Source organism: Streptomyces cavernae (genome assembly GCF_004023625.1).
GTDB classification, from domain to species: Bacteria; Actinomycetota; Actinomycetes; order Streptomycetales; family Streptomycetaceae; genus Streptomyces; species Streptomyces cavernae.
Window position 1 is genome coordinate 215,141 of sequence record NZ_RPDJ01000002.1, and the last position, 24,997, is coordinate 240,137.

Genomic DNA, 24,997 nt, shown 5'->3' on the forward strand with positions numbered 1-24,997 from the left:
GAAGGGCAATGCCGCCCCTGTGGCGCGCGAGCCGATAGAGGAGGACGAGCAAGGCCTACAGAGCCGGCCCATGACTCAGACACCCACAGCGCACACCCCTTCAGAGGGACAGGCACGAGCGCAGTTCACCGTTCCCGCTCAGCACCCCATGGTGACCGTGCTGGGCTCCGGAGACTCCCTCCTGCGCGTGATCGAGAAGGCCTTCCCGGCGGCCGACATCCATGTCCGGGGCAATGAGATCAGTGCGGTCGGCGATGCCGGTGAGGTGGCTCTCGTCCAGCGCCTGTTCGACGAGATGATGCTGGTGCTCCGCACCGGACAGCCGATGACGGAGGACGCAGTGGAACGCTCGATCGCCATGCTGCGGGCGAGTGAGAACGGGGAAGGTTCGCCGGAGACACCCGCCGAGGTGCTCACCCAGAACATCCTGTCCTCGCGTGGCCGCACGATCCGCCCCAAGACGCTCAACCAGAAGCGCTACGTGGACGCGATCGACAAGCACACGATCGTCTTCGGCATCGGCCCCGCCGGTACGGGCAAGACCTACCTCGCCATGGCCAAGGCGGTGCAGGCCCTGCAGTCCAAGCAGGTCAACCGCATCATCCTGACCCGCCCGGCGGTGGAGGCGGGGGAGCGTCTGGGCTTCCTCCCCGGCACCCTCTACGAGAAGATCGACCCGTATCTGCGCCCGCTGTACGACGCGCTGCACGACATGCTCGACCCGGACTCGATCCCGCGGCTGATGGCGGCGGGGACGATCGAGGTTGCGCCGCTGGCATACATGCGTGGACGCACTCTCAACGACGCCTTCATCATCCTGGACGAGGCACAGAACACCAGCCCCGAACAGATGAAGATGTTCCTCACCCGCCTCGGCTTCGACTCGAAGATCGTGATCACGGGTGATGTGACGCAGGTGGACCTCCCGAACGGGACCAAGTCGGGTCTGCGGCAGGTCCAGGAGATCCTGGAGGGTCTCGACGACGTGCACTTCTCCCGGCTCACGTCCCACGACGTCGTACGGCACAAGCTGGTCGGCCGTATCGTCGACGCGTACGAGAAGTACGACAACGAGCACGGCACCGAGAACGGCTCCCACAAGGGCGGCCGGGGCAGGTCGTCCGGGCACAAGGGGAAGTAGACCAGCACGACCATGTCGATCGACGTCAACAACGAGTCCGGAACCGAGGTCGACGAGCAGGCGATCCTCGACATCGCCCGCTACGCGCTCGCTCGGATGCGTATCCACCCGCTCTCCGAGCTCTCGGTGATCGTCGTGGACGCCGACGCCATGGAGCAGCTGCACATCCAGTGGATGGACCTGCCGGGCCCCACGGATGTCATGTCCTTTCCGATGGACGAGCTGCGCCCGCCGTCGAAGGACGACGACGAGCCGCCCCAGGGGCTGCTCGGCGACATCGTCCTGTGCCCGGAGGTCGCGGCCAAGCAGGGCGCCGAGGCGGAGACGCAGCACTCCATGGACGAGGAGCTCCAGCTCCTGACCGTCCACGGGGTGCTGCACCTGCTCGGCTACGACCACGAGGAGCCCGACGAGAAGGCCGAGATGTTCGGCCTGCAGGCGGCGATCGTCGACGGCTGGCGGGCGGAGAAGGGCATCGACGGTCCGTCCCCGGCACCGACCGTCTCATGAGCCCGCAACTCGTCCTCGGCGCCATCGCCCTGGTGGTCGTGGCCTGGCTCGCCGCCTGTGCGGAGGCCGGTATCGCACGGGTCTCCAGCTTCCGGGCGGAGGAGGCCGTACGTTCCGGCCGGCGCGGCAGCGCCAAGCTCGCCCAGGTCGCGGCCGACCCCACCCGCTACCTCAATGTGGCGCTGCTGGTGCGCGTCGTGTGCGAGATGGCGGCGGCCGCCCTCGTCACCTACGCCTGCCTCCAGGAATTCGACCGGACCTGGGAGGCGCTCGCGGTCGCCATCGGGGTGATGGTCCTCGTCTCCTACGTCGCGGTCGGCGTCTCCCCGCGGACCATCGGCCGCCAGCACCCGCTGAACACGGCGACGGCGGCGGCGTACGTCCTACTGCCGCTGGCCCGCATCATGGGCCCGATCCCGCCGCTGCTGATCCTCATCGGCAACGCGCTGACCCCCGGCAAGGGCTTCAGACGCGGCCCGTTCGCCTCCGAGGCCGAACTGCGCGCGCTGGTGGACCTCGCCGAGAAGGAGTCGCTGATCGAGGCGGAGGAGCGCCGCATGGTGCACTCGGTCTTCGAACTCGGCGACACCCTCGTCCGCGAGGTCATGGTCCCGCGCACGGACCTGGTCGTCATCGAGCGCTACAAGACGATCCGCCAAGCGCTGAGCCTCGCGCTGCGCTCGGGCTTCTCGCGCATCCCGGTGACCGGGGAGAGCGAGGACGACATCGTCGGGATCGTGTATCTGAAGGACCTGGCCCGCAAGACGCACATCAGCCGGGACGCCGAGTCGGAGCTGGTCTCCACGGCCATGCGTCCGGCCGCCTTCGTCCCCGACACCAAGAACGCCGGCGACCTGCTGCGCGAGATGCAGCAGGACCGCAACCACGTCGCCGTCGTCATCGACGAGTACGGCGGCACGGCCGGGATCGTCACCATCGAGGACATCCTGGAGGAGATCGTCGGTGAGATCACCGACGAGTACGACCGCGAACTCCCGCCCGTGGAACCGCTCGGCGAGGACCGCTACCGGGTCACCGCCCGCCTCGACATCGGCGACCTCGGCGAGCTCTACGGCATCGAGGCGTTCGACGACGAGGACGTGGAGACCGTTGGCGGTCTGCTGGCGAAGGCACTCGGCCGCGTCCCCATCGCGGGCGCCTCGTCGGTGGTGCCCCTGCCCGACGAGCGCCTGCTGCGCCTGACGGCGGAGACCGCCGCGGGCCGCCGCAACAAGATCACCACGGTCCTGGTGGAGCCGCTGGGGTCCCCGGACGGGGACGACGACGAGAAGCCGGAGTGATCGGCGTGGATCCGGAGCAGCTGCGCTCCTTCTGCCTCTCCTTCAACGCGGCGGAGGAGGACTTCCCCTTCCGCCCTGAGATCTCGGTGTTCAAGGTGGGAGGCAGGATGTTCGCCCTGAGCTGGATGGACGGGCGCCCGCTGAAGGTCAATCTGAAGTGCGACCCGGAGGACGCGATCCGGCTCCGCGGCGAGTTCCCGGGACTGATCGCCCCCGGCTACCACATGAACAAGCGCCACTGGAACACCGTCACGGTGGACGCCGAGCTCCCGGGCCGGCTCGTCCGGGAGCTCATCGAGGACTCCTACGACCTGGTGGTGGCGGGTCTGCCGAGAGCCGAGCGGCTACGGCTCGACCGCTCCTGACCGGCTCTCGTAGCCAGTACGTATGCTCAGATCATGACCGAGAGCGCGCTTGATCCCGAGGACCGCAAGATCGTGACCCTGGCCCGTTCGGCGCGGGCCCGCAACGGTGTGCCCGAGGGCGCCGCCGTACGCGACGAGACCGGCCGCACCTACGTGGCCGGCACCGTGGCGCTGCCGTCCCTGCGGCTGAGCGCGCTGCAGACGGCGGTGGCGATGGCCGTGGCGTCCGGTGCGAAGTCGCTGGAGGCGGCGGCGGTGGTGACCGAGGCGGAGTCCGCGAACGCGGAGGACCGCGCGGCGGTACGGGACCTGGGTGGCGCCAATACGCCGGTGCTGGTGGCGGGGCCGGACGGCACCGTGCGCACCACTGTGACAGCGGGCTGACCCCGCTCCGCGCACCGCCGTGACAGTCGGCCGGGGTCACGGCCGACCGCCACCGCCTGTCTTCGGCCACATTCACCGACCCTGGAAACAACCCCCGAGCGTCTCTTGCATTCCAAGGCGCCGCGCGCCTAAATGAACCCGGTTCTTCCGACGGGCCGTCAATTCAGTTCGGATCCAACCGCTCGCGCTGCGTGCCGCACAACGCTCGCGGACGGTCCGCGCGGACACATCTCCCTCATCGCCGCCGGGCGCCCGGTGACGAGTCCGTGCGCCGCTGACGGCGGCGCCGTCGGCCATCCCCACATGGCAATTCCCCGACAAGGGAAGGGAATCCGATGAGATCCCAGCGAATCGGTACAGGGGCGGCACTCGCGGCCGGCACCCTGGCCGCGACGGCCCTGGCGTTCGCGCCGAGTGCCGTGGCGGTCGCCCCCACCACGGCCACCATCACCGCCAACTGCGGCGTCTTCGGTGGCGGTGCGGCCACCCTCACAGCCACGCAGAGCGGCAAGGCCGCCACCATCACCCTCAAATCCACCGCCGTCACCGCCCCCATCGCCGTCGGCAAGGACTCGATCAGGTCCACGCTGACGTTGGTGAAGGCGAGCGGCGGTACCACCGTCTTCTCCGGTACCAAGAACCCGGCGATCCCGGCCGGCGGCGGGGTCACGGTGGGTCCGCTCGACGGCACTGTGGCCTCCGGCGACAGACTGGAGGCGTTCGGCGGCTCCCTGCGGATGGTGGTCTTCGGCATCACGATCACCTGCACCGCGACCGGTCCCCAGTCGCCGGGACCGTTCGTCTTCGACTGATCCACCGGGCCCGCTCGGGACACCGCACCGGTGCCGTCGCCCGCGCGCACGGCGGCACCGGTGCAGCACCGCTCCGCCGATCGGGGACAATGGGCGCCATGAGCGTTCGTACCCAGTCATCCGAGCCGTCCGCGGCCGAGCACCGCGCCGGCTTCGCCTGTTTCGTCGGGCGGCCCAACGCGGGCAAGTCCACTCTCACGAATGCTCTGGTCGGCCAGAAGGTGGCGATCACCTCCAACCGGCCACAGACCACCCGGCACACGGTGCGCGGCATCGTCCACCGCCCCGACGCCCAGCTGATCCTCGTCGACACCCCCGGCCTGCACAAACCGCGCACGCTCCTCGGCGAGCGGCTCAACGACGTGGTACGCACCACCTGGGCCGAGGTCGACGTCATCGGTTTCTGTCTGCCGGCCAACGAGAAGATCGGCCCCGGGGACCGCTACATCGCCAAGGAACTGGCCGGGATCAGGAAGACGCCGAAGGTCGCGGTGGTCACCAAGACCGACCTGGTCGACCCCAAGACGCTTGCCGAGCAGCTCATCGCCGTCGACCAGCTGGGCAAGGAACTGGGCATCGAGTGGGCTGAGATCGTGCCGGTCTCCGCGGTCGGCGACAAGCAGGTGGAGCTCCTGGCCGAGCTGCTGGTCCCGCTGCTGCCGGAGGGGCCCGCGCTCTACCCCGAGGGGGACCTCACCGACGAGCCCGAGCAGGTCATGGTCGCGGAGCTGATCCGCGAGGCCGCGCTGGAGGGCGTACGGGACGAGCTGCCGCACTCCATCGCGGTTGTCGTGGAGGAGATGCTCCCGCGAGAGGACCGCCCGGCGGACAAGCCGCTGCTCGACATCCACGCCAACCTCTACATCGAGCGCCCCAGCCAGAAGGGCATCATCATCGGCCCCAAGGGCAAGCGCCTGAAGGAGGTCGGCATCAAGTCCCGCAAACACATCGAGGCACTCCTCGGCACACCCGTGTTCCTGGACCTGCACGTGAAGGTGGCGAAGGACTGGCAGCGGGATCCGAAGCAATTGCGGCGGCTGGGTTTTTGAGCTGTGGGTGGGGTGCGGTAGGCGCCTGAAGGGGGTCCGCGTCGGGTCCTGTGAGGGGACGGCGTCGGGTCCCGTGAGCGGGTGGGAGCTTTTGCTGGGTGTGCCCGCCGCGCGGCGGTAGCCGCATGTTGTTGCAGCCTGGATCTGCACGTGCAGGTGGCGAAGGACTGGCAGCGGGATCCGAAGCAGTTGCTGCGGCTGGGCTTTTGAGCTGGGTGGGTGGGGTTTCGGTCGGCGGCTGATCCGAAGCGGTTGGGGACGGCCGGGCTCTGACGATCTGTCATTCCACGCCGCGGATCCGGCCCACCAGCACCGCCCCCGCCAGACCGATCAGCGCCGACACCAGGTACAGCACCCGGTAGCCGCCGAGGTAGGTCACGATCGGGGCCGCCAGGGCGGGGGCCGCGACCTGGGGGAGTGCGTTGGCCACGTTGATCACGCCGAGGTCCTTGCCGCGGTCCAGGGCCCGGGGCAGGACGTCCGTCATCAGGGCGAAGTCGACGGAGGCGAAGACGCCGAAGCCCAGGCCGAGGAGGGCCGCGGCGATGATCGTGCCGGTCCAGGTCGGCCAGGCCGCGATCAGCCCCGCCGCGACCGCCATCACCAGGCCCGACCACACCACGAACGGCTTCCGGCGCCCCACCCGGTCCGACCACACCCCGGCGATCACCACCGTCGCCAGCAGCATCACCGCGTTGACGGCAGTGAGGATCAGCACACCTTGCTCGGGGTCGGGATGGTGGACCCGGTCCCGCAGGTAGTACAGCAGGTACAGGACCCCGATGCTGTTGCTCAGATTGACCAGGAACCGGGTCAGCCAGGCCCAGCCGAAGTCGGGGTAGCGGCGCGGGCTCAGCCAGAAACCCGCCGCGAAGGTACGCCAGGACCAGGGCGGGCGGGCTTCGCGGGGAAGCCGGATGTCCCGGTGCCCCAGGGCGTACGGCAGGACGCCCGCCAGCGAGAACGCCGCGCACGCCGCGTATCCCGCCACCGTGCCCCCGGCCAGCGTCGCCAGACCCGTGCCGCCGACCACGCCCAGGATCTGCGCCGCGCCCAACCAGCCGCCCACCGCGCCGCGTTGGAGCCGTGGCACCCGGTCCGGCACGGCCGCCGTGACCGTCGCCCAGACCGCGTTCAGCGTCAGCTGCACCGCGCACCAGCCCACCGCCATCGTGAGCGGCCCGCCCGCGGCGCCGAGGAGCATCAGCGACACCGCACCGCCCGCCCCGCCCGCCACGATCCACGGCGTACGGCGGCCCCAGCGGGCCGTGGTGCGGTCGGACAGCGCGCCGAACAGCGGGGTCGCCACCAGGGACACCACGGCGCCCACCCCCGTCACCCACGCCAGCAGTGTCTCCTTCGACATGCCGGTGCCGGGCGCGAAGTCCTCCGCCTGCGAGGGCAGCAGGATCTGCAGCGGGCCGTACCAGCCCACCCACACGGCCCAGTTGGCGAGCGAGAGCGCCGCGGTCCAGCTCCGCCGGACCGGGACGACGGGCTCCGCGAGCGGGTCGGGAGCGCCGAGCGGGCCGGGTCGATCGGGCGGGTCCGGCAAAGGCCCGGCCGTCCTGTCGTCGCCCGCCGCCCCCACCGACCCCGTCGTCGTCATCTCTGGGCCCGCAGCAGCTCACCCAGCCACCGGAACGAGGCCTTCGGCGTGCGCTCCTGGGTCTCGAAGTCCACATGGACCAGCCCGAATCGCCGCGCATACCCTTCCGCCCACTCGAAGTTGTCCAGCAGCGACCACACGAAGTAGCCGCGCACGTCCACACCCGCCTCGACCGCCTGGTGCAGCGCCCGGATGTGGCTGTCCAGGTAGGCGATCCGCGCCTGGTCGTCGATGCCCTCGTAGGAGCAGCCGTTCTCGGTGATGACGACCGGCGGGAGACGGTCGCCGTAGCGGTCCCGGAAGCCGGTGAGCAGTTCCGTCAGGCCCTCGGGGACCACCGGCCAGCCGAAGTCCGTCGTCGGGACGCCCTCGATCTCCCGTACCGAGAAGGGGAGTTCGGCGGGCATCGAGAGGCCGCCGAACTCGATTTCGGTGCCCTGCGGCGCGCCCACCCGCGTCGGGGCGTAGTAGTTGATGCCGTAGAAGTCCAGCGGCTCCGCGATGACCTTCAGGTCGGACTCGACCTCGCCGGAGCTCCCGGGCATCAACTCATTGAGCCCGTCCGGATATTCGCCCAGCAGCAGCGGATCGGCGAACAGCCGGTTGAGGAGCAGGTCGTAGAACCCGGCCGCCTCCAGGTCCGCCTGCTCCTCGGAGGCGGGCCACGTCGGGCCGTGCGAGTTGGCTATGCCGATGTCCGTGGCCCCCGCCGCGCGCAGGGCGCGCACCGCCAGACCGTGGGCGAGCAGCTGGTGGTGCGCGGACGGCAACGCGTCGAAGAGCAGTTGCTTGCCGGGGGCGTGCGCGCCGAGGGCATGGCCCAGGAGGGTGTGCTCGGCGGGCTCGTTGATGGTGATCCACTTCTTCACCCGGTCACCGAGCCGTTCCGCGACGGACGACACGTACTCCGCGAACCGGGACGCCGTGTCGCGCTCCAGCCAGCCGCCCGCCTCCTGGAGCGCGAGCGGCAGGTCCCAGTGGAAGAGCGTGGGGACGGGCCGTACGCCCGCCGCGAGCAGCTCGTCCACCAGCCGGTCGTAGAAGCCGAGGTCCCCCGACCGGACCCGCGGCCAGGAGATGGAGAAGCGGTACGCGTCCACGCCCAGGTCGGACAGGAGCGCGATGTCCTGCGGATACCGGTGGTAGTGGTCGCAGGCCACCACCGCCGTCGAGCCGTCCTTCACCCGCCCCGGTTCGGCCGTGAAGGCGTCCCATACGGAGGGCTCGCGCTCGTCCGCCGCGCCCTCGATCTGATGGGCCGAGGTCGAGACGCCCCACAGGAAGCCGTCGGGGAACTGAGGTATCGGGTTCGTCGCCATGCGCGCGATCATCCGTACCAGCGGTAACGTAAGTCAACGCCCCGGCATGAACGACCTGTTACGCGGTACGGGTTACGCGCCTTGTGCACGGTACGGAGCTACGCGCCTTCCTTCAGCACCTGTGAGATCAACTTCCGCTGTTCCTCCGTGAGCCGGGGATCCGAGCAGTACACCGTCTTCCCGTCCACCGTGATCTGGTAGCTGAAACCGTCCGGAACGCCGATCGGCGGTGTCCCGCGGCTGTCGGCGACGGCCCGCTCGGCCAGGGCGTGCCACTCCTGGGCGTCGGCGCGCCCCGACGTCTCCACCGCGGCGGCACGCTCGACACCCGCGAAGCCGCCCGTGCGCTTCACCTGGATACGCATGAATCCTGTCTAGTACGAAAGCGTGTGACGGGCCACTCGGCTCGGTCCGACCGGTTACGGCCACTCACTACAGCGTGCGCACCCCCACCTGCTCCCAGGCCTTCTGCACCGCCTCCAGTTCGTCGCCCTCGCCGAAGCGGGCGCGCGCGGCGGCGACGGTCAGGGTGGCGAAGTCGGGGAAGAGCGCGTCCGGCTGCAGCTCACCGCCGGTCAGCACGTCGTACCAGATCTGCCCGGCCCGTTCCCAGGCGTACCCGCCGAGTGCGGTGGCGACCAGGTAGAACGCGTGGTTGGGGATGCCGGAGTTGATGTGCACCCCGCCGTTGTCCCGCCCCGTGCGCACATAGTCGTCCATCGTGGCGGGCTGCGGGTCCTTGCCGAGGACGTCGTCGTCGTACGCCGTCCCGGGCGCCTTCATCGAGCGCAGCGCCTCCCCGGTGACGCGCTCCGCGAGCAGCCCCGCACCGATCAGCCAGTCGGCCTCGGCCGCGGTCTGGCCGAGCGTGTACTGCTTGATCAGCGAACCGAACACGTCCGAGACCGATTCGTTGAGCGCCCCCGACTGGCCGAAGTAGGCCAGGTTCGCGGTGTACTGCGTGACGCCGTGGGCGAGTTCGTGACCGATAACGTCGACCGGGATGGTGAAGTCGAGGAAGATCTCCCCGTCCCCGTCGCCGAACACCATCTGTTCGCCGTTCCAGAAGGCGTTGTTGTAGTCCTCGCCGTAGTGCACGGTCGCGTTCAGCGGCAGCCCCTCGGCGTTGATCGAGTTGCGTGCGTACGCCTTCAGGAACAGGTCGAAGGTGGCGCCGAGACCGGCGTAGGCGCGGTTGACGGTCGCGTCCTTGCCTGGCTTGTCACCCTCGCCGCGCACTCTCCTGCCGGGCAGGTCCGTCCGGTGCCTGGCGTCGTAGATGGTGCGCGGCGGTTCGTCCGCCGGGGCGCCCTCGGGCGGGGCGGGGGAGGGGGCGCCGATGACCGTGGTCAGCCGGCGGTGGGTGCGTTCGAAGGCGTCGCGTTCCAGGGTGCGCCGGGCGGGTCCGGCGAGCGCGGGGTCCTCGTGCCGGGCGAGCGTGTCCAGCACGTGGGGCGGCACGATGGTGCAGAAGACGGGCGCTACGGGCCCGGGGTGGGGGTCTGGGTTCGCGGTCATGTCCGGAACGTTTGCACTGAGTGAGGCGCTTGTCACTAGCTGCCACCGTGATTGGTGAAATGGACGGATACGGTGGGTTGCGTTCCGTGTCGCTGTGCTACGGGTTGCCGTGCTGTCGATGGTTCCGGGCGCGCGGAACGTGACCTCGCACACCTTTCAGTCGCCTTTGTCCTCTATGTAGGCCGGGTCCCGCATACTGAAACGGGCCCGCGTATTCGGCGTGCCTCGGCTAGCATGCGGAGCATCATGCGTTTCGGGCTGCTCCTCCTTAGCTGCCGCGGCGAGGGCCTGTAGTCGAGGCCGACCCCCTCCCCGCGGAGTTTGGCGTTGCGCCGTCGGCCGTCCTTCCGGACACGCGGACGACCGCGGACATCTCGAGGAGCCCACGCATCATGGCGAACCGCCAGCAGCCCACGTCCATGCCGATCCACAAGTACCGCCCGTACGACCAGGTCGACATCCCCGACCGCAGCTGGCCGAACCAGCGGATCACCAAGGCCCCGCGCTGGCTGTCCACGGACCTGCGGGACGGCAACCAGGCCCTGATCGACCCCATGTCGCCCGCGCGCAAGCGCGCGATGTTCGACCTGCTGGTGAAGATGGGCTACAAGGAGATCGAGATCGGCTTCCCGGCCTCCGGCCAGACCGACTTCGACTTCGTACGCTCGATCATCGAGGAAGAGGGCGCGATCCCCGACGACGTCACGGTCTCGGTGCTGACCCAGGCCCGTGAGGACCTGATCGAGCGGACCGTGGAGTCGCTGAAGGGTGCCAAGCGCGCCAACGTCCATCTGTACAACGCCACCGCGCCGGTCTTCCGACGGGTCGTCTTCCGCGGTTCCAAGGACGAGATCAAGCAGATCGCCGTCGACGGCACCCGGCTGGTGATGGAGTACGCGGAGAAACTGCTGGGCCCCGAGACGGAGTTCGGCTACCAGTACTCGCCCGAGATCTTCACCGACACCGAGCTGGACTTCGCGCTGGAGGTCTGCGAGGCGGTCATGGACGTCTGGCAGCCCGGTCCGGGCCGCGAGATCATCCTCAACCTGCCTGCCACCGTGGAGCGTTCGACCCCCTCCACGCACGCCGACCGCTTCGAGTGGATGGGCCGCAACCTGTCCCGCCGTGAGCACGTCTGCCTGTCGATCCACCCGCACAACGACCGCGGCACCGCCGTCGCCGCCGCCGAGCTGGCGCTGATGGCCGGCGCCGACCGCGTCGAGGGCTGTCTGTTCGGGCAGGGCGAGCGCACCGGCAACGTCGACCTGGTCACCCTGGGCATGAACCTGTTCTCGCAGGGCGTCGACCCGCAGATCGACTTCTCCGACATCGACGAGATCCGTCGTACGTGGGAGTACTGCAACCAGATGGAGGTCCATCCCCGCCACCCGTACATCGGCGACCTCGTCTACACCTCCTTCTCCGGCTCCCACCAGGACGCCATCAAGAAGGGCTTCGACGCCATGGAGGCCGACGCGGCCGCCCAGGGCAAGACCGTCGACGACATCGAGTGGGCGGTGCCGTACCTGCCCATCGACCCCAAGGACGTCGGCCGGTCCTACGAGGCCGTCATCCGCGTCAACTCGCAGTCCGGCAAGGGCGGTATCGCCTACGTCCTGAAGAACGACCACAAGCTGGACCTGCCGCGGCGGATGCAGATCGAGTTCTCGAAGATCATCCAGGCGAAGACGGACGCCGAGGGCGGCGAGGTCACGCCGAAGGACATCTGGGCGGTCTTCCAGGACGAGTACCTGCCCAACCCGGACAACCCCTGGGGCCGGATCCAGGTCAAGAACGGCCAGTCGAGCACCGACAAGGACGGCGTGGACACCCTCACCGTCGAGGCCGAGGTGGACGGCACGGAGACCACCCTGGTCGGCACCGGCAACGGCCCGATCTCCGCGTTCTTCCACGCGCTGCAGGGCATCGGCGTCGACGCCCGGCTGCTGGACTACAGCGAGCACACGCTGAGCCAGGACGCCTCCGCGCAGGCCGCCTCCTACATCGAGGTCGCGATCGAGGACAAAGTCCTGTGGGGCATCGGCATCGACGCGAATACGACACGTGCCTCGCTGAAGGCCGTCGTGTCCGCCGTCAACCGCGCCGCACGCCAGTAGCCTGACCGGCTTCTTCCCCGGTCCCGTCCGCCCCGGAGGCGGGCGGGACCGGGTCGTTTACCGGCCATGTCACACACAGGGTCCGTCCGGGGTACTGACTCCGGATCGGCAATGTGGCTAACATCACGCCAGCGCGGCGATGTTGCCGCGGGGTTACGGAGGTGCGGCGTGACGACAGGACGACGGGAGCACAACGGCCTGGTTGCACATATCTCGGGCATTCCGGTTCAAGCCGCCCGTTCGATGCGCCGTGTCTCCCGCGTCCTCGGTGCGCGCACGGCGTGGACCGTCGTCGGCGACGGCGAGTTCTTCTGCCCGGGCTGCGGGGGCGACCGCAACTACCAGCGGCTGACCGGCCGCCGTCGCATCACCTTCCTCGGACTGCCCGTCCTGCCGCGCGGCGAGAGCGGGCCGGTCGTCGAATGCGCGGCCTGCCGCCACCACTACGGCACCGACGCCCTTGACCACCCCACCACCGTCCGCTTCTCGGCGATGCTCCGCGACGCCGTGCACACCGTCGCCCTCGCGATCCTCGCCGCGGGCGGCACCTGCTCGCGTCCCGCGCTGGAGACCGCGGCGTACACGGTCCGGCTCGCCGGCTTCGACGACTGCACCGAGGAACAGCTCAGCGCGCTGGTGGCGGCGCTGGAGGCGGACACCGGGCGGGTCCTGGGCGAGCCGTGCGCGGCGGGCCTCGCCATAGAGCTCCACGAGGCGCTGGACCCGCTGGCCCCGCACCTCGCTCCCACCGGCCGCGAGGCGATCCTGCTCCAGGGCGCCCGGATCGCCCTGGCCGACGGCCCCTACACGCCCGCCGAACGCGACGTCCTCGCCACGGTCGGTGCCGCGCTGACGATCTGCTCGGAGGACGTCACCAGACTCCTCCTGGCGGCGGCGCGCACCCCGTCGTAGACGACCGCCCCCGCGGGCACCGCCGTGGCGCCCCCGCTGTGGTTCCGAGGCCCCGTGCGTCACGTGGCCGTGGTGCCGTGGCCCCGTCGCCTTGCCGTGGCCCCGCCGCTCCGTGTGGCCCCGTCGCCTTGCCGTGGCCCCGTGGTCGCTGCCGTGGTCCCGTCGCCCCGGTTCCGCCGCCCTGCTGTGGCCCCGGGCGCCCAGTGCTGTGGTCCCGTCCCGCTCCCCTGTTGTGGCCCCTGGCGCGCCGTGCCGCGGCCCCGTCGCCCTGCCGTCGCTCCGCCGCCCCCTGCCGTGGTCCCGTCGCCCCCGTGCCGCCGCCCTGCCGTGGCCCCTGGCGTCCGCTGCCATGGTCCCGTCGCCGCCGGCCGCCGCCCCTGCCGTAGTCGCCTTACTCCCGGGGGAGTAGAGCCCCCGGTCGGCCGCCCCTCGTAGTACGTCTCACCTCGCCCTCGAGCCCGACGCGTCGGCCACCGTGCGGCGGAAGTCTGGACGGTGTCCCAGGACCGTCCAGGATGGGAGGACCCCGGCATGGGGGCCGGAAACATGAGCGCCGGAAACATGAGCGCCGGGAAGACGAAGACGCGGGTACGGGGGCGTGGGGTGCCCTGGCTGGTGCTCGGGCTGTGGGTGGCCGTGCTCGCGGTGGTCGGGCCGTTCGCCGCGAAGCTTTCGGAGGTGCAGCAAGACGGGGCCGTGGACTACCTCCCGGCGAGCGCCGACTCCACCCAGGTGGCCGAGATTCAGGACCGGTTGCCCGGCGGTGAGACCACCGAACTGGTCCTCGTCTACCACCGCGACGGCGGACTGACCACCACCGACAAGGACACCGCCGCCCGCCAGGTCGCCGAGATCGCCCGCGACAACCCGCTCACCGCGACCCCGCAGGGCGTGCCGTCGAAGGACGGGACCACCCTGATGTACCCGGTCGCCAGCAACGAACCCGGCACCGACGAGAAACTCCGCGACGAGTTCGTGAACGCGGTACGGGACGTCGCCCGCGGCCAGGACGGCCTCAGCGTCGACGTCGGCGGACCCGGGGCGCTCGCCACCGACGCCAGTGAGGTCTACAACGCCCTCGGCGGCCCGCTGCTCTACACCACCGTCGCCGTGGTCGCCGTCCTGCTGATCATCATCTACCGCAGCCCGCTGCTGTGGCTCGTCCCGCTCGTCGTCGCCGGCATCGCCGACTACCTCTCGATGGGCGTCGCCTACGGGCTCAACCAGGCCTTCGGCACCACCGTCTCCGGCCAGAGCTCGGGCGTGATGACGATCCTCGTCTTCGGCGCCGGCACCGACTACGCGCTGCTGCTCGTCTCCCGCTACCGGGAGGAACTCCGGCGCATCGAGCGGCCCCTCGACGCCATGCTGGCCGCCCTGCGCGGCTGCGGGCCCGCCGTGCTCGCCTCCTGCGGGACCGTCGCCGCGGGCCTGATGTGCCTGCTCGCCGCCGACCTCAACAGCAGTCGGGGCATGGGCCCGCTGGGCACGGTCGGGGTGCTGTGCGCGCTCGTCGCGATGCTGACACTGCTGCCCGCGCTCCTGGTGCTGTTCGGCCGCCGTGTGTTCTGGCCGCTCGTACCGGTGTACGGGAGCACGCCCAAGGAGCGGCGGAGCCTGTTCGCGGCGATGGGCTCCTCCGCCGGACGCAGGCCCCGCACCGTGCTCGCCGGCGGTGCCCTGCTGCTCGGCGTGCTCGCCCTCGGAACCCTCAACCTGCCGGGGACCCTCAAACAGGAGGACTCCTTCGTCGACAGGCCCGACTCGGTCGCCGCGATGGAGACGCTCGCCACGGCCTATCCCGGGCAGAGCACCCAGCCGATCACCGTGATCACCCCGACCGGGAAGGCGGACGACACCCTGGCCGCCGTCCGGTCACAGGCGGGAGTCGCCGACGCCGAGCGCGGACGCAGCGGCGGAGGCTGGACGGAGATCTCCGTCGTCGCCGAGGCCGCGCCCCAGTCGGCGGCGGAGACCGCCACGATCAAGGCGCTGCGGGCCGGTCTCGACGGCTCCTACGTCGGCGGGCCGAGCGCCGAGCAGCTCGACCTCGAGGAAACCAACGACCGCGACACCGCCATCGTCGTGCCGATCGTCCTCGTCTCCGTGCTGCTGATCCTGGTGGCCCTGCTGCGGAGCCTGGTCGCGCCGCTGCTGCTGGTGGCCGCCGTGGTCGCCGTGTGGGGGGCCTCCCTGGGGATCGCCGGGCTGGTGTTCGGGCCGGTCCTCGGCTTCGAGGGGACCGATCCGGGGCTCGGACTGCTGTCCTTCGTCTTCCTGGTCGCGCTCGGGGTGGACTACGGGATCTTCCTCATGCACCGGATGCGCGAGGAGTCCCTCACCGGGGCCGCGCCCACGGCCGCCGCACTGACCGCGCTGCGCACCACCGGCGGGGTCATCGCCTCCGCGGGACTCGTCCTCGCCGCCACCTTCGCGGTGCTGACCAACATGGGGCTGGTGCAACTCGTCGAACTCGGCTTCGTGATCGCCGCGGGCGTCCTGCTCGACACGTTCCTCGTCCGGACGTACCTGGTGACCAGCGCGAGTGTGGCGCTGGGGCGGAAGGTGTGGTGGCCGGGACCGCTGTCACGGGCGCCGGAGCCGGAACCGCTGCGGCCGGAGCGCCAGCCCGAGCCCGTGTGAACCGTCGTGCGCCCCTCCCCTCCCGGAGGGGCGCGTTCCTCGCAGAGGATGAGCCCGTGCAGGACACAACGAAAACGGCGTGGCACCGCCGGGGCGAACGCATCATGGCGGCGATCAACCGCGACCCCAGGACCACTCCGTACGCCATCCGCAACGACGCCCTGCTCGCCGCCGCTCTGGCCGTGGCGGCCGTGTGCCTGGCCCTGGTCACCGACAAGGGCCGCCAACCGGATGTGCTCGGCTGGGCGCTGCTGTCAGCGGTGCACGTGCCGATCGTCGGGCGGCGGCGCCACCCGATGCTCGTCCTGGTGGCGATGGTGGCGCTGGTCGCGCCGTACCACGCGCTCGACAACAACCACGCCGCGCCCATCCCCGCGACAATGACGGTGCTCTACACGGTCGCGGCGACCGGCACGGCACGCCGTACGCTGCTCACCGGCGCCACCGTCCTCGGCGTGACACTGATCATCAACGCCCGCACCAACCCCGACGGCGTGCTGGAGGTCCTGCGGATCTCCGGCTGGGTCATCGCCGTCCTCTTCTGCGGCATGAGCGTCCGCTTCTACCGCGAGTATGTCGCCGCCATCGTCGAACGCGCCGAACGCGCCGAACGCACCCGCGAGGAGGAGGCACGCAGGAGGGTCGCCGAGGAACGCCTCCGGATCGCCCGGGACCTGCACGACCTGCTCGCCCACTCCATCACCCTCATCGGCGTGCAGACCTCCGTCGCCGCGCACGTCCTGGCCGCCGACCCGGAGCGGCTGGACCGGGTGGCGGTGGCGCGGGCGCTGGACGACATCGCGGACACCTGCCGTACCGCGCGCGGTGAACTCCGCGCCACGCTGGAGGTGTTGCGGGAAGCCTCCGGCGACCACGACCCGGGTCGCGAGCCGTTGCCCGGTCTCGACGGCATCGCGGACCTGGTGGCGGCGGCCCGCACCGGGGGTGCGAAGGTGGAGGTGTCGACCGACGTGGCCAAGGCACCGCCCGCGGTGGGCGCCGCGGCCTACCGGATCGTGCAGGAGGCCCTGACCAACGCCGTACGGCACGGCGGCCCGGAGGTACCGGTACGGGTGGAACTCCGGTCGGAGGCGGGGGCGTTGAGGGTGCGGGTCACGGACGACGGCACCGGCACCGGCTCCGGTTCCGGCCGCGGCTCCGGTTCCGGCCGCGGCTCTGGTCCTGGCCGCGGCTCTGGTCCTGGCCCCGGCTCTGGTTCTGGCCCCGGCACCGGTACCGGCTCCGGCCCGGGTCCCGGCACCGCGGGGACCGCGCCCGGCCGCGGGTTCGGTCTGACGGGCATGCGGGAACGGGCGCGCAGCGTGAACGGCACGCTGGAGGCGGGCCCGCGGGCGGAGGGGGGATTCGAGGTGGTGGCTTTACTGCCGGTCGCGCACGCCGGGGGAGAGGCCCGCTGATGCCGATCAGAGTGCTCCTCGCCGACGACCAGACCCTCGTGCGCGCCGCCTTCGCCATGCTCGTCGAGTCCGCCCCGGACATGGAGGTCGTCGCGCAGGCGGCCACCGGCCGTGAGGCGCTCGAGCTGGCGCGCAGCGCACGGGCCGATCTCGTGGTCATGGACATCCGCATGCCCGACCTCGACGGAATCGAGGCGACCCGGCTGATCGCGGCCGACGAGGACCTCGCCGGGGTCAGGGTCCTGGTGCTCACCACGTACGACACCGACGAGCACATCGTGGAGGCACTGCGCGCCGGTGCCTCCGGTTTCCTGGTCAAGGACACCAGACCGGCCGAACTCCTCGATGCCATCCGTACGGTGGCGGCGGGCGACTCCCTGCTCTCGCCGGGCCCCACGGCCCGCCTCATCGCCCGCCTGCTGCGCAGCCCCTCGGCCCCTCGGCCCGACGCCGGCCCCGACGGCCTCACCGCACGGGAACGGGAGGTACTGACGCTGGTCGCACGCGGCCTCAACAACACGGAGATCGCCGACAGCCTGGGCCTCAGTCCGCTCACCGCGAAGACCCATGTGAGCCGCGTCATGGGCAAACTCGGCGTCCGCGACCGGGCCCAACTCGTCATCGTGGCGTACGAGTCGGGGCTGGTCACGCCGGGCGCGACCTGAGGGCCCACGTCCGAACCCGTACACGGGCCCCACCTGTAAACAGGCTCACCTGTACACGGGCCCACCCGGGGCACAGACTCCGAGGGAACCAACTACAACAGCCCTGCCCCCGCCAGGTACTTCGCCACCCGCTCCACCTCGTCCGGCGACAACTGCACCTGCGGCTCCGCCGTCGCCGGGCAGGCGATGACGCCCCGCAGGTGCAGTGCCGCCTTGAAGGCTCCGAGCGCCGAGGAACTGCCGCCCATACGGGCCGGGTCGCCCACGCCGACCATGCCGAACAGGGCGCACAGGCGCTCCTGTTCGGCCCGCGCCTGCGCCCAGTCGCCCGCGCGGGCGTACTCGTGGAGGCGTACGAAGCCGTGCGGGTCGACGTTGCCGAGGCCGGGGACCACCCCGTCGGCGCCCATCGCGAGAGCCGCGTCGACGACCACCTCCGAGCCCGTGAGCACGCTGAAGCCCTCGATCGCGCGGGCGCCGAGGACCACCCGGCGGAAGCCGCCCTCGTCGCCGCTGGAGTCCTTCAGCCCGGCCAGGACACCGTCGGCGGCCAACTGAAGGACCAGGTCGGCGGGGAGCTTGGTGTGCACCGAGACGGGGATGTCGTAGGCGAACACCGGTACCGGGGACGTCCCGGCGACCAGCCGGTAGTGGCGGGCGATCTCCGCCGGGTGGGTGCGCGTGTAGAAGGGCGCCGTCACGACGACCGCGTCGGCGCCCGCCGCCGTCACCGAGCGGACGTGGTCCAGCACCCGGGGCGTGGTCATGTCGATCGCCCCGGCCAGCACGGGGAGCCGGCCGGCCACGTGCGCGGTCACCGCCTCCACCACCGTCCTGCGGTGCAGGTCCGTGAGGTACGCCGCCTCCGATGACGAACCGAGCACGAACAGCCCGTGCACCCCCGCGTCCATCAGATGGTCGACCAGCCTGATGAGCGACGGGACGTCCACCTCGCGATCCGGTGTCAGCGGGGTGCAGACGGGCGGGACGACACCGGTCAGCGGGGTGGGCAGAGTCATGCGCGCTCCCTGGTCTTTCCTGGTCTGGGCTCCGGGTCCGGGTCCGGGTCCGGGTCCGGGGCCGTCCGGGCCCGGGGGCTTCCCGCTCAGTCCGGGCGAGGAGTTCCCGTGTCGGCGGACGTTCCCCCAGGATGGTGGCACCCGTACCGGCGCCCGAGCCCGACCGACGCGGCCGGGAAGTCCGGCGTGACCAGTTGCGACGCGGAGCACCGCCGCTTCCGGTCCGGCAGGGCCGGGCAGGCGCGTGCACCCGCTCGCGGCGCGGAGCACCGGATCGCCTGGTCCCGGCGCGCGGCCGAGAAGCTGTCGCGCGGGTCCGCACCACGGAGTGCCGGGCCTCGGCAGGAAGCTAATGCAGCATCTTCTCGTAGGACCCGTCCTGGTCGGAGTCGTACACCAGCTTGCCGCCGGCGTCGTAGCCCTTGATGCGCGGCGCCTTCGTGACCGCCTGCTGGGTCAGCACACCGGAGGCGACGAACCAGCCGTGGTCGAGGACGGCTTCGCTGCTCCCGGTGCCGTAGGAGACCGTCACCCGGGCCACGACGGACTCGACCCTGCCGATGACGCCCCACCGGAAGGGCACTTTCCAGTTGCCGCGGTCGATGACGGACTGCCGGTAGAGCTTGCCGCCGTTGCTGTCGGGCAGCACCGGACCGGCGTCGGGGGGAGCGTCGTCGCCGACGCCGGAGTTGAGGCCGGACGCCTCACCGTCGACGATGTGGCAGATCAACCGGGTCCGCTCGGGCTGCTCCTTGACCGCGACCACGAAGAAGCCGTCGCCGGGTGCGTTGGAGTCCCCGGTGCTCTTCATCGCGAGGAGGATCCGGTACCCGTCGGCCGACCCCAGGTCAGGCGCGCCGAGGGAAGGCGCACCCGACTGCCGCTGCCTGCTCTCCTGGTTGGACCGGTCGTACTCGAGGCATTTCTCCAGCCCGTCCGTGGCCTGCTCAAAGGTGATCCCGTCGAGCAGTTGGCCGGGCGTTGCCGGCCGGGCGGGCCCCGATGGCGCCGGCGCCGTGGAAGGCGCCGTGGACGGCGTCCGCGAAGCGGTGGCCGACGGCGAGCCGCCGGCGGACCGCGTCGGAGCCGCCACCTGCCCGCCCCCGCCTCCACCGGTCAGCACGTAGGCACCCGCGGGCACCGCCGCCAGCGTCACCAGGGCCGCCCCGGCGGCCACCACGCGCCGCCGCCGCTCGGTGAGGCCGCGGCGCCGGATCGTGGGATACGGGGCCGGTGAGGGCCGGATCGTGTACGCGTCGTCGGCCAGCAGTTCGCGCAGCCGCTCCTCGAAGTCCTCCTCGGACCCGGCCCGCTCACCGGCCGTCTCCGGCTCGTACTCGGTCACCTGCCGCCTCCCTGCCCCGACGTCATCCTGGGGCGGCCGGGCCCGCCCATGGCCTGTGCGAGTCCCGGTACCGCGCGCAGCTTCGCCAGACCCTTGGACGCCTGGCTCTTCACCGTGCCGAGGGAGCAGCCGAGCACCTCTGCCACCTCCGCCTCGGAGAGGTCCTCCCAGTAGCGCATGACGACCACCGCCCGCTGTTTGGGCGGCAGTTCGGCCAGCGCGGCCATCAGCACACCGCGCGTGTCCACCCGCGACGAGGGCTCGTCGGGACCGGGCACGTCCGGTGGCGAGGGGGTCAGCGCCTCCTTGACCCGCCGCTTGCGGAACCGGTCGCTGTTGCAGCTGACCAGCATGCGCCGGACGTAGGCCTCCGGGCTGGCACTGCGCGAGACGCGCCGCCAGGAGCGGTACGCCTTCGCCAGCGCCGTCTGCGTCAGGTCCTCGGCGAGCTGCGCGTCGCCCGTCAGCAGATAGGCGGTCCGCACCAGACGGGTCCACCGCGCTTTGACGAACTCCTGGAACTGCGCCTCGTGTTCCGCCTGCATAAGAACCCCCTCGCCCTCCAGACCACCGGCGGCGCGAAATTGGTTGCCTGCCGCCCGGAACCCGGTTCGAATGAGCTGACGGAACGAGACCACGGGAGAGGACGGCGGATGGGCGAGCAGTGGGACGCGCAGGGTGCCGGGGTGCTGCGGCTGCCCTCCGGGCGGCTGGTCCGGGGCAGGGGCCTGCGTCACCCCCTGCCGGACGGCCCGGCCCCGTCGTACGGCGTCTACCTCCTCGGCAAGGAGCCGCCCCCCGTCCCGTGGGAGTCCCGTTGGCTGCGCTGGCCGGACTTCAGGCTGCCCGTCGACCGGGCCGAGGCGCGGGAGGCGTTCGTCGAGGCCTGGGAGCGGTCGGCCGACGAGCGGGTCGAGATCGCCTGCGGCGGCGGCCGCGGCCGCACCGGCACGGCCCTGGCCTGCCTCGCCGTCCTGGACGGGGTCCCGCCGAAGGAGGCGGTCGCCTATGTGCGCCGGCACTACGACCGGCACGCCGTGGAGACACCGTGGCAGCGGCGGTACGTACGAGGCTTCACCGGGAGCCGCAGCAGCACCGGCCGGGCATAGCGGTGCCCGCCCGCGCCGGGTTCCCCGGCGATGCTGTCCGGCCGTCACCTGCCAGATGGGACGGGGCTACGGGTACCTAGTAGGACTCCGTGAGGTCGCACTGACCTGCGACGATAGTGATCTCGCGGCAGGTGGCCCAGTGCCCCGCCGGACCAGTTCCCGCAGCTCGGTGCCGCGGGCCGGGCTGCCGGTCGGCAAGGCCGACGGCAACAGCCCCGAACCTCACGGAGTCCTACTAGTGCCCCGGCAGGCACCGTTCGCCCCGTCGCGACGCCCGGCATGCTCCCCCAAGCTCTTCGAGCAGGGGGCACCCCCATTCGCCGCACCGGCCGAAAGCTCAAGGACGTCCAGTACGAGGACTTCCGGCCGGCACTCCCCAAGCTGCTTCGAGCAGGGGGTACCCCCAGAGCGCGCTCCCCCAAGCTCTCGACTTCTCCCCCACTCTCGGCTGCGCTCGAGCGGGGGGACCCCCACGAGCAGGGGGACCCCCATGACGCCGCTCCTTGACGGGCGAACGTTGCCTGCCGCGGCACTAGCCCGCGTAGGCGAGAATGGGCCCATGAGTCTGTTCCGCGACGACGGCATCGTGCTGCGCACCCAGAAGCTGGGTGAGGCGGACCGGATCATCACCCTGCTCACCCGCGGGCACGGACGGGTGCGGGCCGTGGCCCGCGGGGTGCGCCGGACCAAGTCGAAGTTCGGGGCCCGGCTCGAACCCTTCTCCCACGTCGACGTGCAGTTCTTCGCCCGTGGGAGCGATCTGATCGGGCGCGGGCTGCCGCTGTGCACGCAGAGCGAGACGATCGCCCCGTACGGCGGCGGCATCGTCAGCGACTACGCCCGCTACACCGCCGGGACCGCCATGCTCGAGACCGCCGAGCGGTTCACCGACCACGAGGGCGAGCCGGCCGTGCAGCAGTATCTGCTGCTGGTGGGCGGGCTGCGGACGCTCGCCAACGGCGAGCACGCGCCCCATCTCGTCCTCGACGCGTTCCTGCTGCGCTCCCTCGCCGTCAACGGCTACGCGCCCAGCTTCAGCGACTGCGCGAAGTGCGGCCTGCCGGGGCCGAACCGGTTCTTCTCGGTGGCCGCGGGAGGCTCGGTCTGCGTGGACTGCCGGGTGCCCGGCAGCGTCGTACCCTCGGCGGGGGCCCTGGCACTGCTCGGGGCGCTGCTGACGGGGGACTGGGAGACCGCGGACGCGAGCGAACCGCGGTACGTCCGGGAGGGCAGCGGGCTGGTGTCCGCCTATCTGCACTGGCACCTGGAGCGCGGACTGCGCTCGCTTCGTTACGTGGAAAAGTAGAACCGAGGGAGACGAGAAGCACATGGCCGTACGCGGGATCCTGGGAAACCGGCGCCGCGAGTACAAGACGCCGGAGCCCCATCCGTCCGGCGCTCGCCCGCCCAAGCTCCCCGGTGAACTTGTCCCGGGCCATGTGGCGATCGTCATGGACGGCAACGGCCGGTGGGCCAAGGAACGCGGACTGCCGCGCACCGAGGGTCACCGGGTCGGCGAGGGCGTGGTGCTGGACGTCCTCAAGGGGTGCCTCGAGTTGGGCGTGAAGAACCTCTCGCTGTACGCCTTCTCCACCGAGAACTGGAAGCGGTCGCCCGAGGAGGTCCGCTTCCTGATGAACTTCAACAAGGACGTCATCCGCCGCCGCCGCGACGAGATGGACGCACTCGGGATCCGGATCCGGTGGGTCGGCCGGATGCCCAAACTGTGGAAGTCCGTCGTCCAGGAACTCCAGGTCGCCCAGGAGCAGACGAAGAACAACGACGCCATGACGCTGTACTTCTGCGTCAACTACGGGGGGCGCGCGGAGCTGGCCGACGCGGCCAAGGCGCTCGCACAGGACGTCGCCGCCGGCCGGCTGGACCCCGCCAAGGTCACCGAGAGGACCCTGCAGAAGTACCTGTACTACCCGGACATGCCGGACGTGGATCTCTTCCTGCGGCCGAGTGGCGAGCAGCGCACCTCCAACTACCTGATCTGGCAGTCGAGTTACGCGGAGATGGTGTTCCAGGACGTGCTCTGGCCCGACTTCGACCGGCGCGATCTGTGGCGGGCGTGCGTGGAGTACGCCTCCCGCGACCGCCGCTTCGGAGGGGCGATCCCGAACGAGGAACTGCTGGCCATGGAGGGGCGCCCGGACCCGGCGGACCAGGGCTGAGAATCAGGGCCTTTGTCCGGTACGGCGAGTGTGCGTGCCGGGCGTCGCGACGCCGCGGAGATCCGTCGGAAGGGCCCTGCGGGACGCGCCGTACCCAACGGTCATGGCGCGTTCACGACGGCCTCGTCGTCCCGGACGGTGCTCCTGGATGTTCCTAGATGGCGTCCTTCTGGCCCGAGGCGCACTCCACGCACGTGCCGAAGATCTCCACCGTGTGGGCCACGTTGACGTAGCCGTGCTCCGCCGCGATGGCCTCCGCCCACTTCTCCACGGCCGGACCCTCCACCTCCACGGCCTTGCCGCAGACGCGGCAGACGAGGTGGTGGTGGTGCTCGCCGGAGGAGCAACGGCGGTAGACGGACTCGCCGTCGGAGGTGCGCAGGACGTCGACCTCGCCGGCTTCGGCGAGGGACTGAAGTGTGCGGTACACCGTGGTGAGACCGACCGAGTCGCCCTTGTGCTTGAGCATGTCGTGGAGTTCCTGCGCGCTGCGGAACTCGTCCACCTCGTCGAGGGCCGCCGCCACTGCGGCACGCTGCCGGGTGGAACGGCCTCGTACGGGCGGTCCAGCGGTCGTCACCGTTGCCTCCTTGCGTCGTGCTCCTGCCGGGCCATTGTGCCAGCCCGCCAGGGGGGCGGTCAGACGCCGGATCCGCCCGCGGGGCGACGCGTGGCCGGAATTGACTCCTCCGCTTCGGCTCCGCCGGTGGCCGCGACCGAGTCCGGAACCACGCATTCCGCCGGGTCGCCGGGTGTCTGCCGCCGTACCCGCCGCCGGGCGAGCGGCGCCGCCAGCGCCGTCAGCAGCAGGAAGGCGGCGATGGTCAGCAGCACGATCGTCGCGCCGGGCGGAACGTCCTGGTAGTACGAGGTCACGGTGCCGCCCAGGGTGACGCTCACCCCGATGGCCACCGCGATCACGAAGGTCGTCGCGAAGCCCTTGGCGATCTGCTGCGCGGCCGCGACGGGCACCACCATCAGCGCCGAGACCAGCAGCAGTCCGACGACCCGCATCGCCACGGTGACCGTGACGGCGGCGGTGACGGCGGTCAGCAGGTTCAGCGCCCGCACGGGAAGCCCGGTCACCCGCGCGAACTCCTCGTCCAGGCTGACCGCGAACAGCTGGCGCCGGAGGCCCAGCGTGACCAGCACCACGAACGCGGCGAGCAGACAGATTGCCGTCACGTCGGACTCGCTGACCGTCGACAGGGAGCCGAACAGATACGAGGTGAGGTTGGCGTTGGAGCCGCCCGGTGCGAGGTTGATGAACATCACACCGCCGGCCATGCCGCCGTAGAAGAGCATCGCGAGCGCGATGTCACCGCGCGTCTTCCCGTACCAGCGGATCAGCTCCATCAGCACCGAACCGAGGACCGCGACGGCGGTCGCCATCCACACCGGCGAGGCGCTCAGCAGGAAGCCGAGACCGACGCCGGTCATCGCCACATGTCCGATGCCGTCGCCCATCAGGGCCTGGCGGCGCTGCACGAGGTAGATGCCGACAGCGGGCGCGGTGATGCCGACGAGCAGCGCGGCGATCAGCGCGCGCTGCATGAAGGCGTAGTCGAGGATGTCCATCGGTCG

Annotated in this window: 24 protein-coding genes; 15 read left to right on the forward strand and 9 right to left on the reverse strand. The window is 71.1% G+C overall.

Annotated features, from left to right (window positions below):
* Positions 1 to 70: 70 nt before the first annotated feature.
* From EF387_RS13405 to era, 7 genes are all read left to right on the forward strand, one after another.
* A complete protein-coding gene (locus tag EF387_RS13405) occupies positions 71 to 1,141 on the forward strand; it encodes a PhoH family protein (RefSeq protein ID WP_128376752.1) in 1,071 nt (356 codons plus the stop codon).
* 12 nt (positions 1,142 to 1,153) lie between these two features.
* A complete protein-coding gene (ybeY, locus tag EF387_RS13410; protein WP_128376753.1) occupies positions 1,154 to 1,651 on the forward strand; it encodes an rRNA maturation RNase YbeY in 498 nt (165 codons plus the stop codon).
* The gene (locus EF387_RS13415; protein WP_128376754.1) at positions 1,648 to 2,952 is read left to right on the forward strand and encodes a hemolysin family protein; all 1,305 of its coding nucleotides are present in this window, start codon (positions 1,648 to 1,650) and stop codon (positions 2,950 to 2,952) included. The genes ybeY and EF387_RS13415 overlap by 4 nt, the downstream gene beginning before the upstream one ends.
* Before the next feature lie 5 nt (positions 2,953 to 2,957).
* Positions 2,958 to 3,317: an MmcQ/YjbR family DNA-binding protein gene (locus tag EF387_RS13420; protein WP_128376957.1), complete on the forward strand. Its 360-nt coding sequence runs from the start codon at positions 2,958 to 2,960 to the stop codon at positions 3,315 to 3,317.
* A 33-nt stretch (positions 3,318 to 3,350) separates the two neighbouring features.
* Positions 3,351 to 3,701 carry a cytidine/deoxycytidylate deaminase family protein gene (locus EF387_RS13425; protein WP_128376755.1) on the forward strand — a complete coding sequence of 117 codons (351 nt, stop codon included), beginning with the start codon at positions 3,351 to 3,353 and terminating at the stop codon, positions 3,699 to 3,701.
* 335 nt (positions 3,702 to 4,036) lie between these two features.
* Positions 4,037 to 4,513 (forward strand): hypothetical protein, encoded by a 477-nt coding sequence (locus EF387_RS13430; RefSeq protein ID WP_128376756.1) that lies wholly within the window; start codon positions 4,037 to 4,039, stop codon positions 4,511 to 4,513.
* Between the two features lie 98 nt (positions 4,514 to 4,611).
* On the forward strand, positions 4,612 to 5,562 hold the full coding sequence (gene era, locus EF387_RS13435; RefSeq protein ID WP_202918242.1) for a GTPase Era: 951 nt from the start codon (positions 4,612 to 4,614) through the stop codon (positions 5,560 to 5,562).
* A gap of 280 nt (positions 5,563 to 5,842) precedes the next feature.
* Here era and EF387_RS13440 read toward each other — a convergent pair whose 3' ends face one another.
* The 4 genes from EF387_RS13440 to EF387_RS13455 all read right to left on the reverse strand — a co-directional run bounded on the left by EF387_RS13440 (position 5,843) and on the right by EF387_RS13455 (position 10,008).
* Positions 5,843 to 7,171 (reverse strand): MFS transporter, encoded by a 1,329-nt coding sequence (locus EF387_RS13440; RefSeq protein WP_128376758.1) that lies wholly within the window; start codon positions 7,169 to 7,171, stop codon positions 5,843 to 5,845.
* The gene (locus EF387_RS13445) at positions 7,168 to 8,502 is read right to left on the reverse strand and encodes a GH1 family beta-glucosidase (protein WP_202918243.1); all 1,335 of its coding nucleotides are present in this window, start codon (positions 8,500 to 8,502) and stop codon (positions 7,168 to 7,170) included. Before EF387_RS13445 ends, EF387_RS13440 begins: the two co-directional genes overlap by 4 nt.
* A gap of 86 nt (positions 8,503 to 8,588) precedes the next feature.
* Positions 8,589 to 8,855 (reverse strand): protealysin inhibitor emfourin, encoded by a 267-nt coding sequence (locus EF387_RS13450; RefSeq protein WP_128376760.1) that lies wholly within the window; start codon positions 8,853 to 8,855, stop codon positions 8,589 to 8,591.
* 67 nt (positions 8,856 to 8,922) lie between these two features.
* The gene (locus EF387_RS13455; RefSeq protein WP_128376761.1) at positions 8,923 to 10,008 is read right to left on the reverse strand and encodes a M4 family metallopeptidase; all 1,086 of its coding nucleotides are present in this window, start codon (positions 10,006 to 10,008) and stop codon (positions 8,923 to 8,925) included.
* Between the two features lie 392 nt (positions 10,009 to 10,400).
* Here EF387_RS13455 and leuA point away from each other — a divergent pair, with 392 nt between their 5' ends.
* From leuA to EF387_RS13485, 5 genes are all read left to right on the forward strand, one after another.
* Entirely contained in the window at positions 10,401 to 12,125 is a 1,725-nt protein-coding gene (leuA, locus tag EF387_RS13465; protein ID WP_128376762.1) for a 2-isopropylmalate synthase, read from the forward strand.
* A gap of 243 nt (positions 12,126 to 12,368) precedes the next feature.
* Positions 12,369 to 13,037, forward strand: coding sequence for a TerB family tellurite resistance protein (locus EF387_RS13470; RefSeq protein WP_128376958.1), 669 nt, complete (start codon positions 12,369 to 12,371; stop codon positions 13,035 to 13,037).
* Positions 13,038 to 13,598: 561 nt separating this feature from the next.
* On the forward strand, positions 13,599 to 15,680 hold the full coding sequence (locus tag EF387_RS13475; protein ID WP_128376960.1) for an MMPL family transporter: 2,082 nt from the start codon (positions 13,599 to 13,601) through the stop codon (positions 15,678 to 15,680).
* Positions 15,681 to 15,784: 104 nt separating this feature from the next.
* Positions 15,785 to 17,098 (forward strand): sensor histidine kinase, encoded by a 1,314-nt coding sequence (locus EF387_RS13480; protein ID WP_128376959.1) that lies wholly within the window; start codon positions 15,785 to 15,787, stop codon positions 17,096 to 17,098.
* Positions 17,098 to 17,763, forward strand: coding sequence for a response regulator (locus EF387_RS13485; RefSeq protein ID WP_128376763.1), 666 nt, complete (start codon positions 17,098 to 17,100; stop codon positions 17,761 to 17,763). The genes EF387_RS13480 and EF387_RS13485 overlap by 1 nt, the downstream gene beginning before the upstream one ends.
* Before the next feature lie 92 nt (positions 17,764 to 17,855).
* Here EF387_RS13485 and EF387_RS13490 read toward each other — a convergent pair whose 3' ends face one another.
* The 3 genes from EF387_RS13490 to EF387_RS13500 form a co-directional block, all read right to left on the reverse strand.
* Positions 17,856 to 18,782, reverse strand: coding sequence for a dihydrodipicolinate synthase family protein (locus EF387_RS13490; RefSeq protein WP_128376764.1), 927 nt, complete (start codon positions 18,780 to 18,782; stop codon positions 17,856 to 17,858).
* A gap of 349 nt (positions 18,783 to 19,131) precedes the next feature.
* Entirely contained in the window at positions 19,132 to 20,127 is a 996-nt protein-coding gene (locus EF387_RS13495; protein WP_128376765.1) for a hypothetical protein, read from the reverse strand.
* A complete protein-coding gene (locus EF387_RS13500; protein WP_128376766.1) occupies positions 20,124 to 20,672 on the reverse strand; it encodes a SigE family RNA polymerase sigma factor in 549 nt (182 codons plus the stop codon). The genes EF387_RS13495 and EF387_RS13500 overlap by 4 nt, the downstream gene beginning before the upstream one ends.
* Positions 20,673 to 20,780: 108 nt before the next feature.
* Here EF387_RS13500 and EF387_RS13505 point away from each other — a divergent pair, with 108 nt between their 5' ends.
* The 3 genes from EF387_RS13505 (at position 20,781) to EF387_RS13515 (ending at position 23,413) form a co-directional block, all read left to right on the forward strand.
* A complete protein-coding gene (locus EF387_RS13505) occupies positions 20,781 to 21,236 on the forward strand; it encodes a protein-tyrosine phosphatase family protein (RefSeq protein WP_128376767.1) in 456 nt (151 codons plus the stop codon).
* A gap of 559 nt (positions 21,237 to 21,795) precedes the next feature.
* Positions 21,796 to 22,542 carry a DNA repair protein RecO gene (gene recO / locus EF387_RS13510; protein WP_128376768.1) on the forward strand — a complete coding sequence of 249 codons (747 nt, stop codon included), beginning with the start codon at positions 21,796 to 21,798 and terminating at the stop codon, positions 22,540 to 22,542.
* 22 nt (positions 22,543 to 22,564) lie between these two features.
* Entirely contained in the window at positions 22,565 to 23,413 is an 849-nt protein-coding gene (locus EF387_RS13515) for an isoprenyl transferase (protein WP_128376769.1), read from the forward strand.
* Positions 23,414 to 23,567: 154 nt separating this feature from the next.
* On the opposite strand, the gene EF387_RS13520 is transcribed toward EF387_RS13515, so the two are convergent.
* Together EF387_RS13520 and EF387_RS13525 are read right to left on the reverse strand one after the other, a co-directional pair.
* Positions 23,568 to 23,993, reverse strand: a complete 426-nt coding sequence (locus EF387_RS13520) for a Fur family transcriptional regulator (protein WP_128376770.1) — start codon at positions 23,991 to 23,993, stop codon at positions 23,568 to 23,570.
* Between the two features lie 59 nt (positions 23,994 to 24,052).
* Positions 24,053 to 24,991, reverse strand: coding sequence for a metal ABC transporter permease (locus EF387_RS13525; RefSeq protein WP_128376771.1), 939 nt, complete (start codon positions 24,989 to 24,991; stop codon positions 24,053 to 24,055).
* Between the last annotated feature and the right edge of the window lie 6 nt (positions 24,992 to 24,997).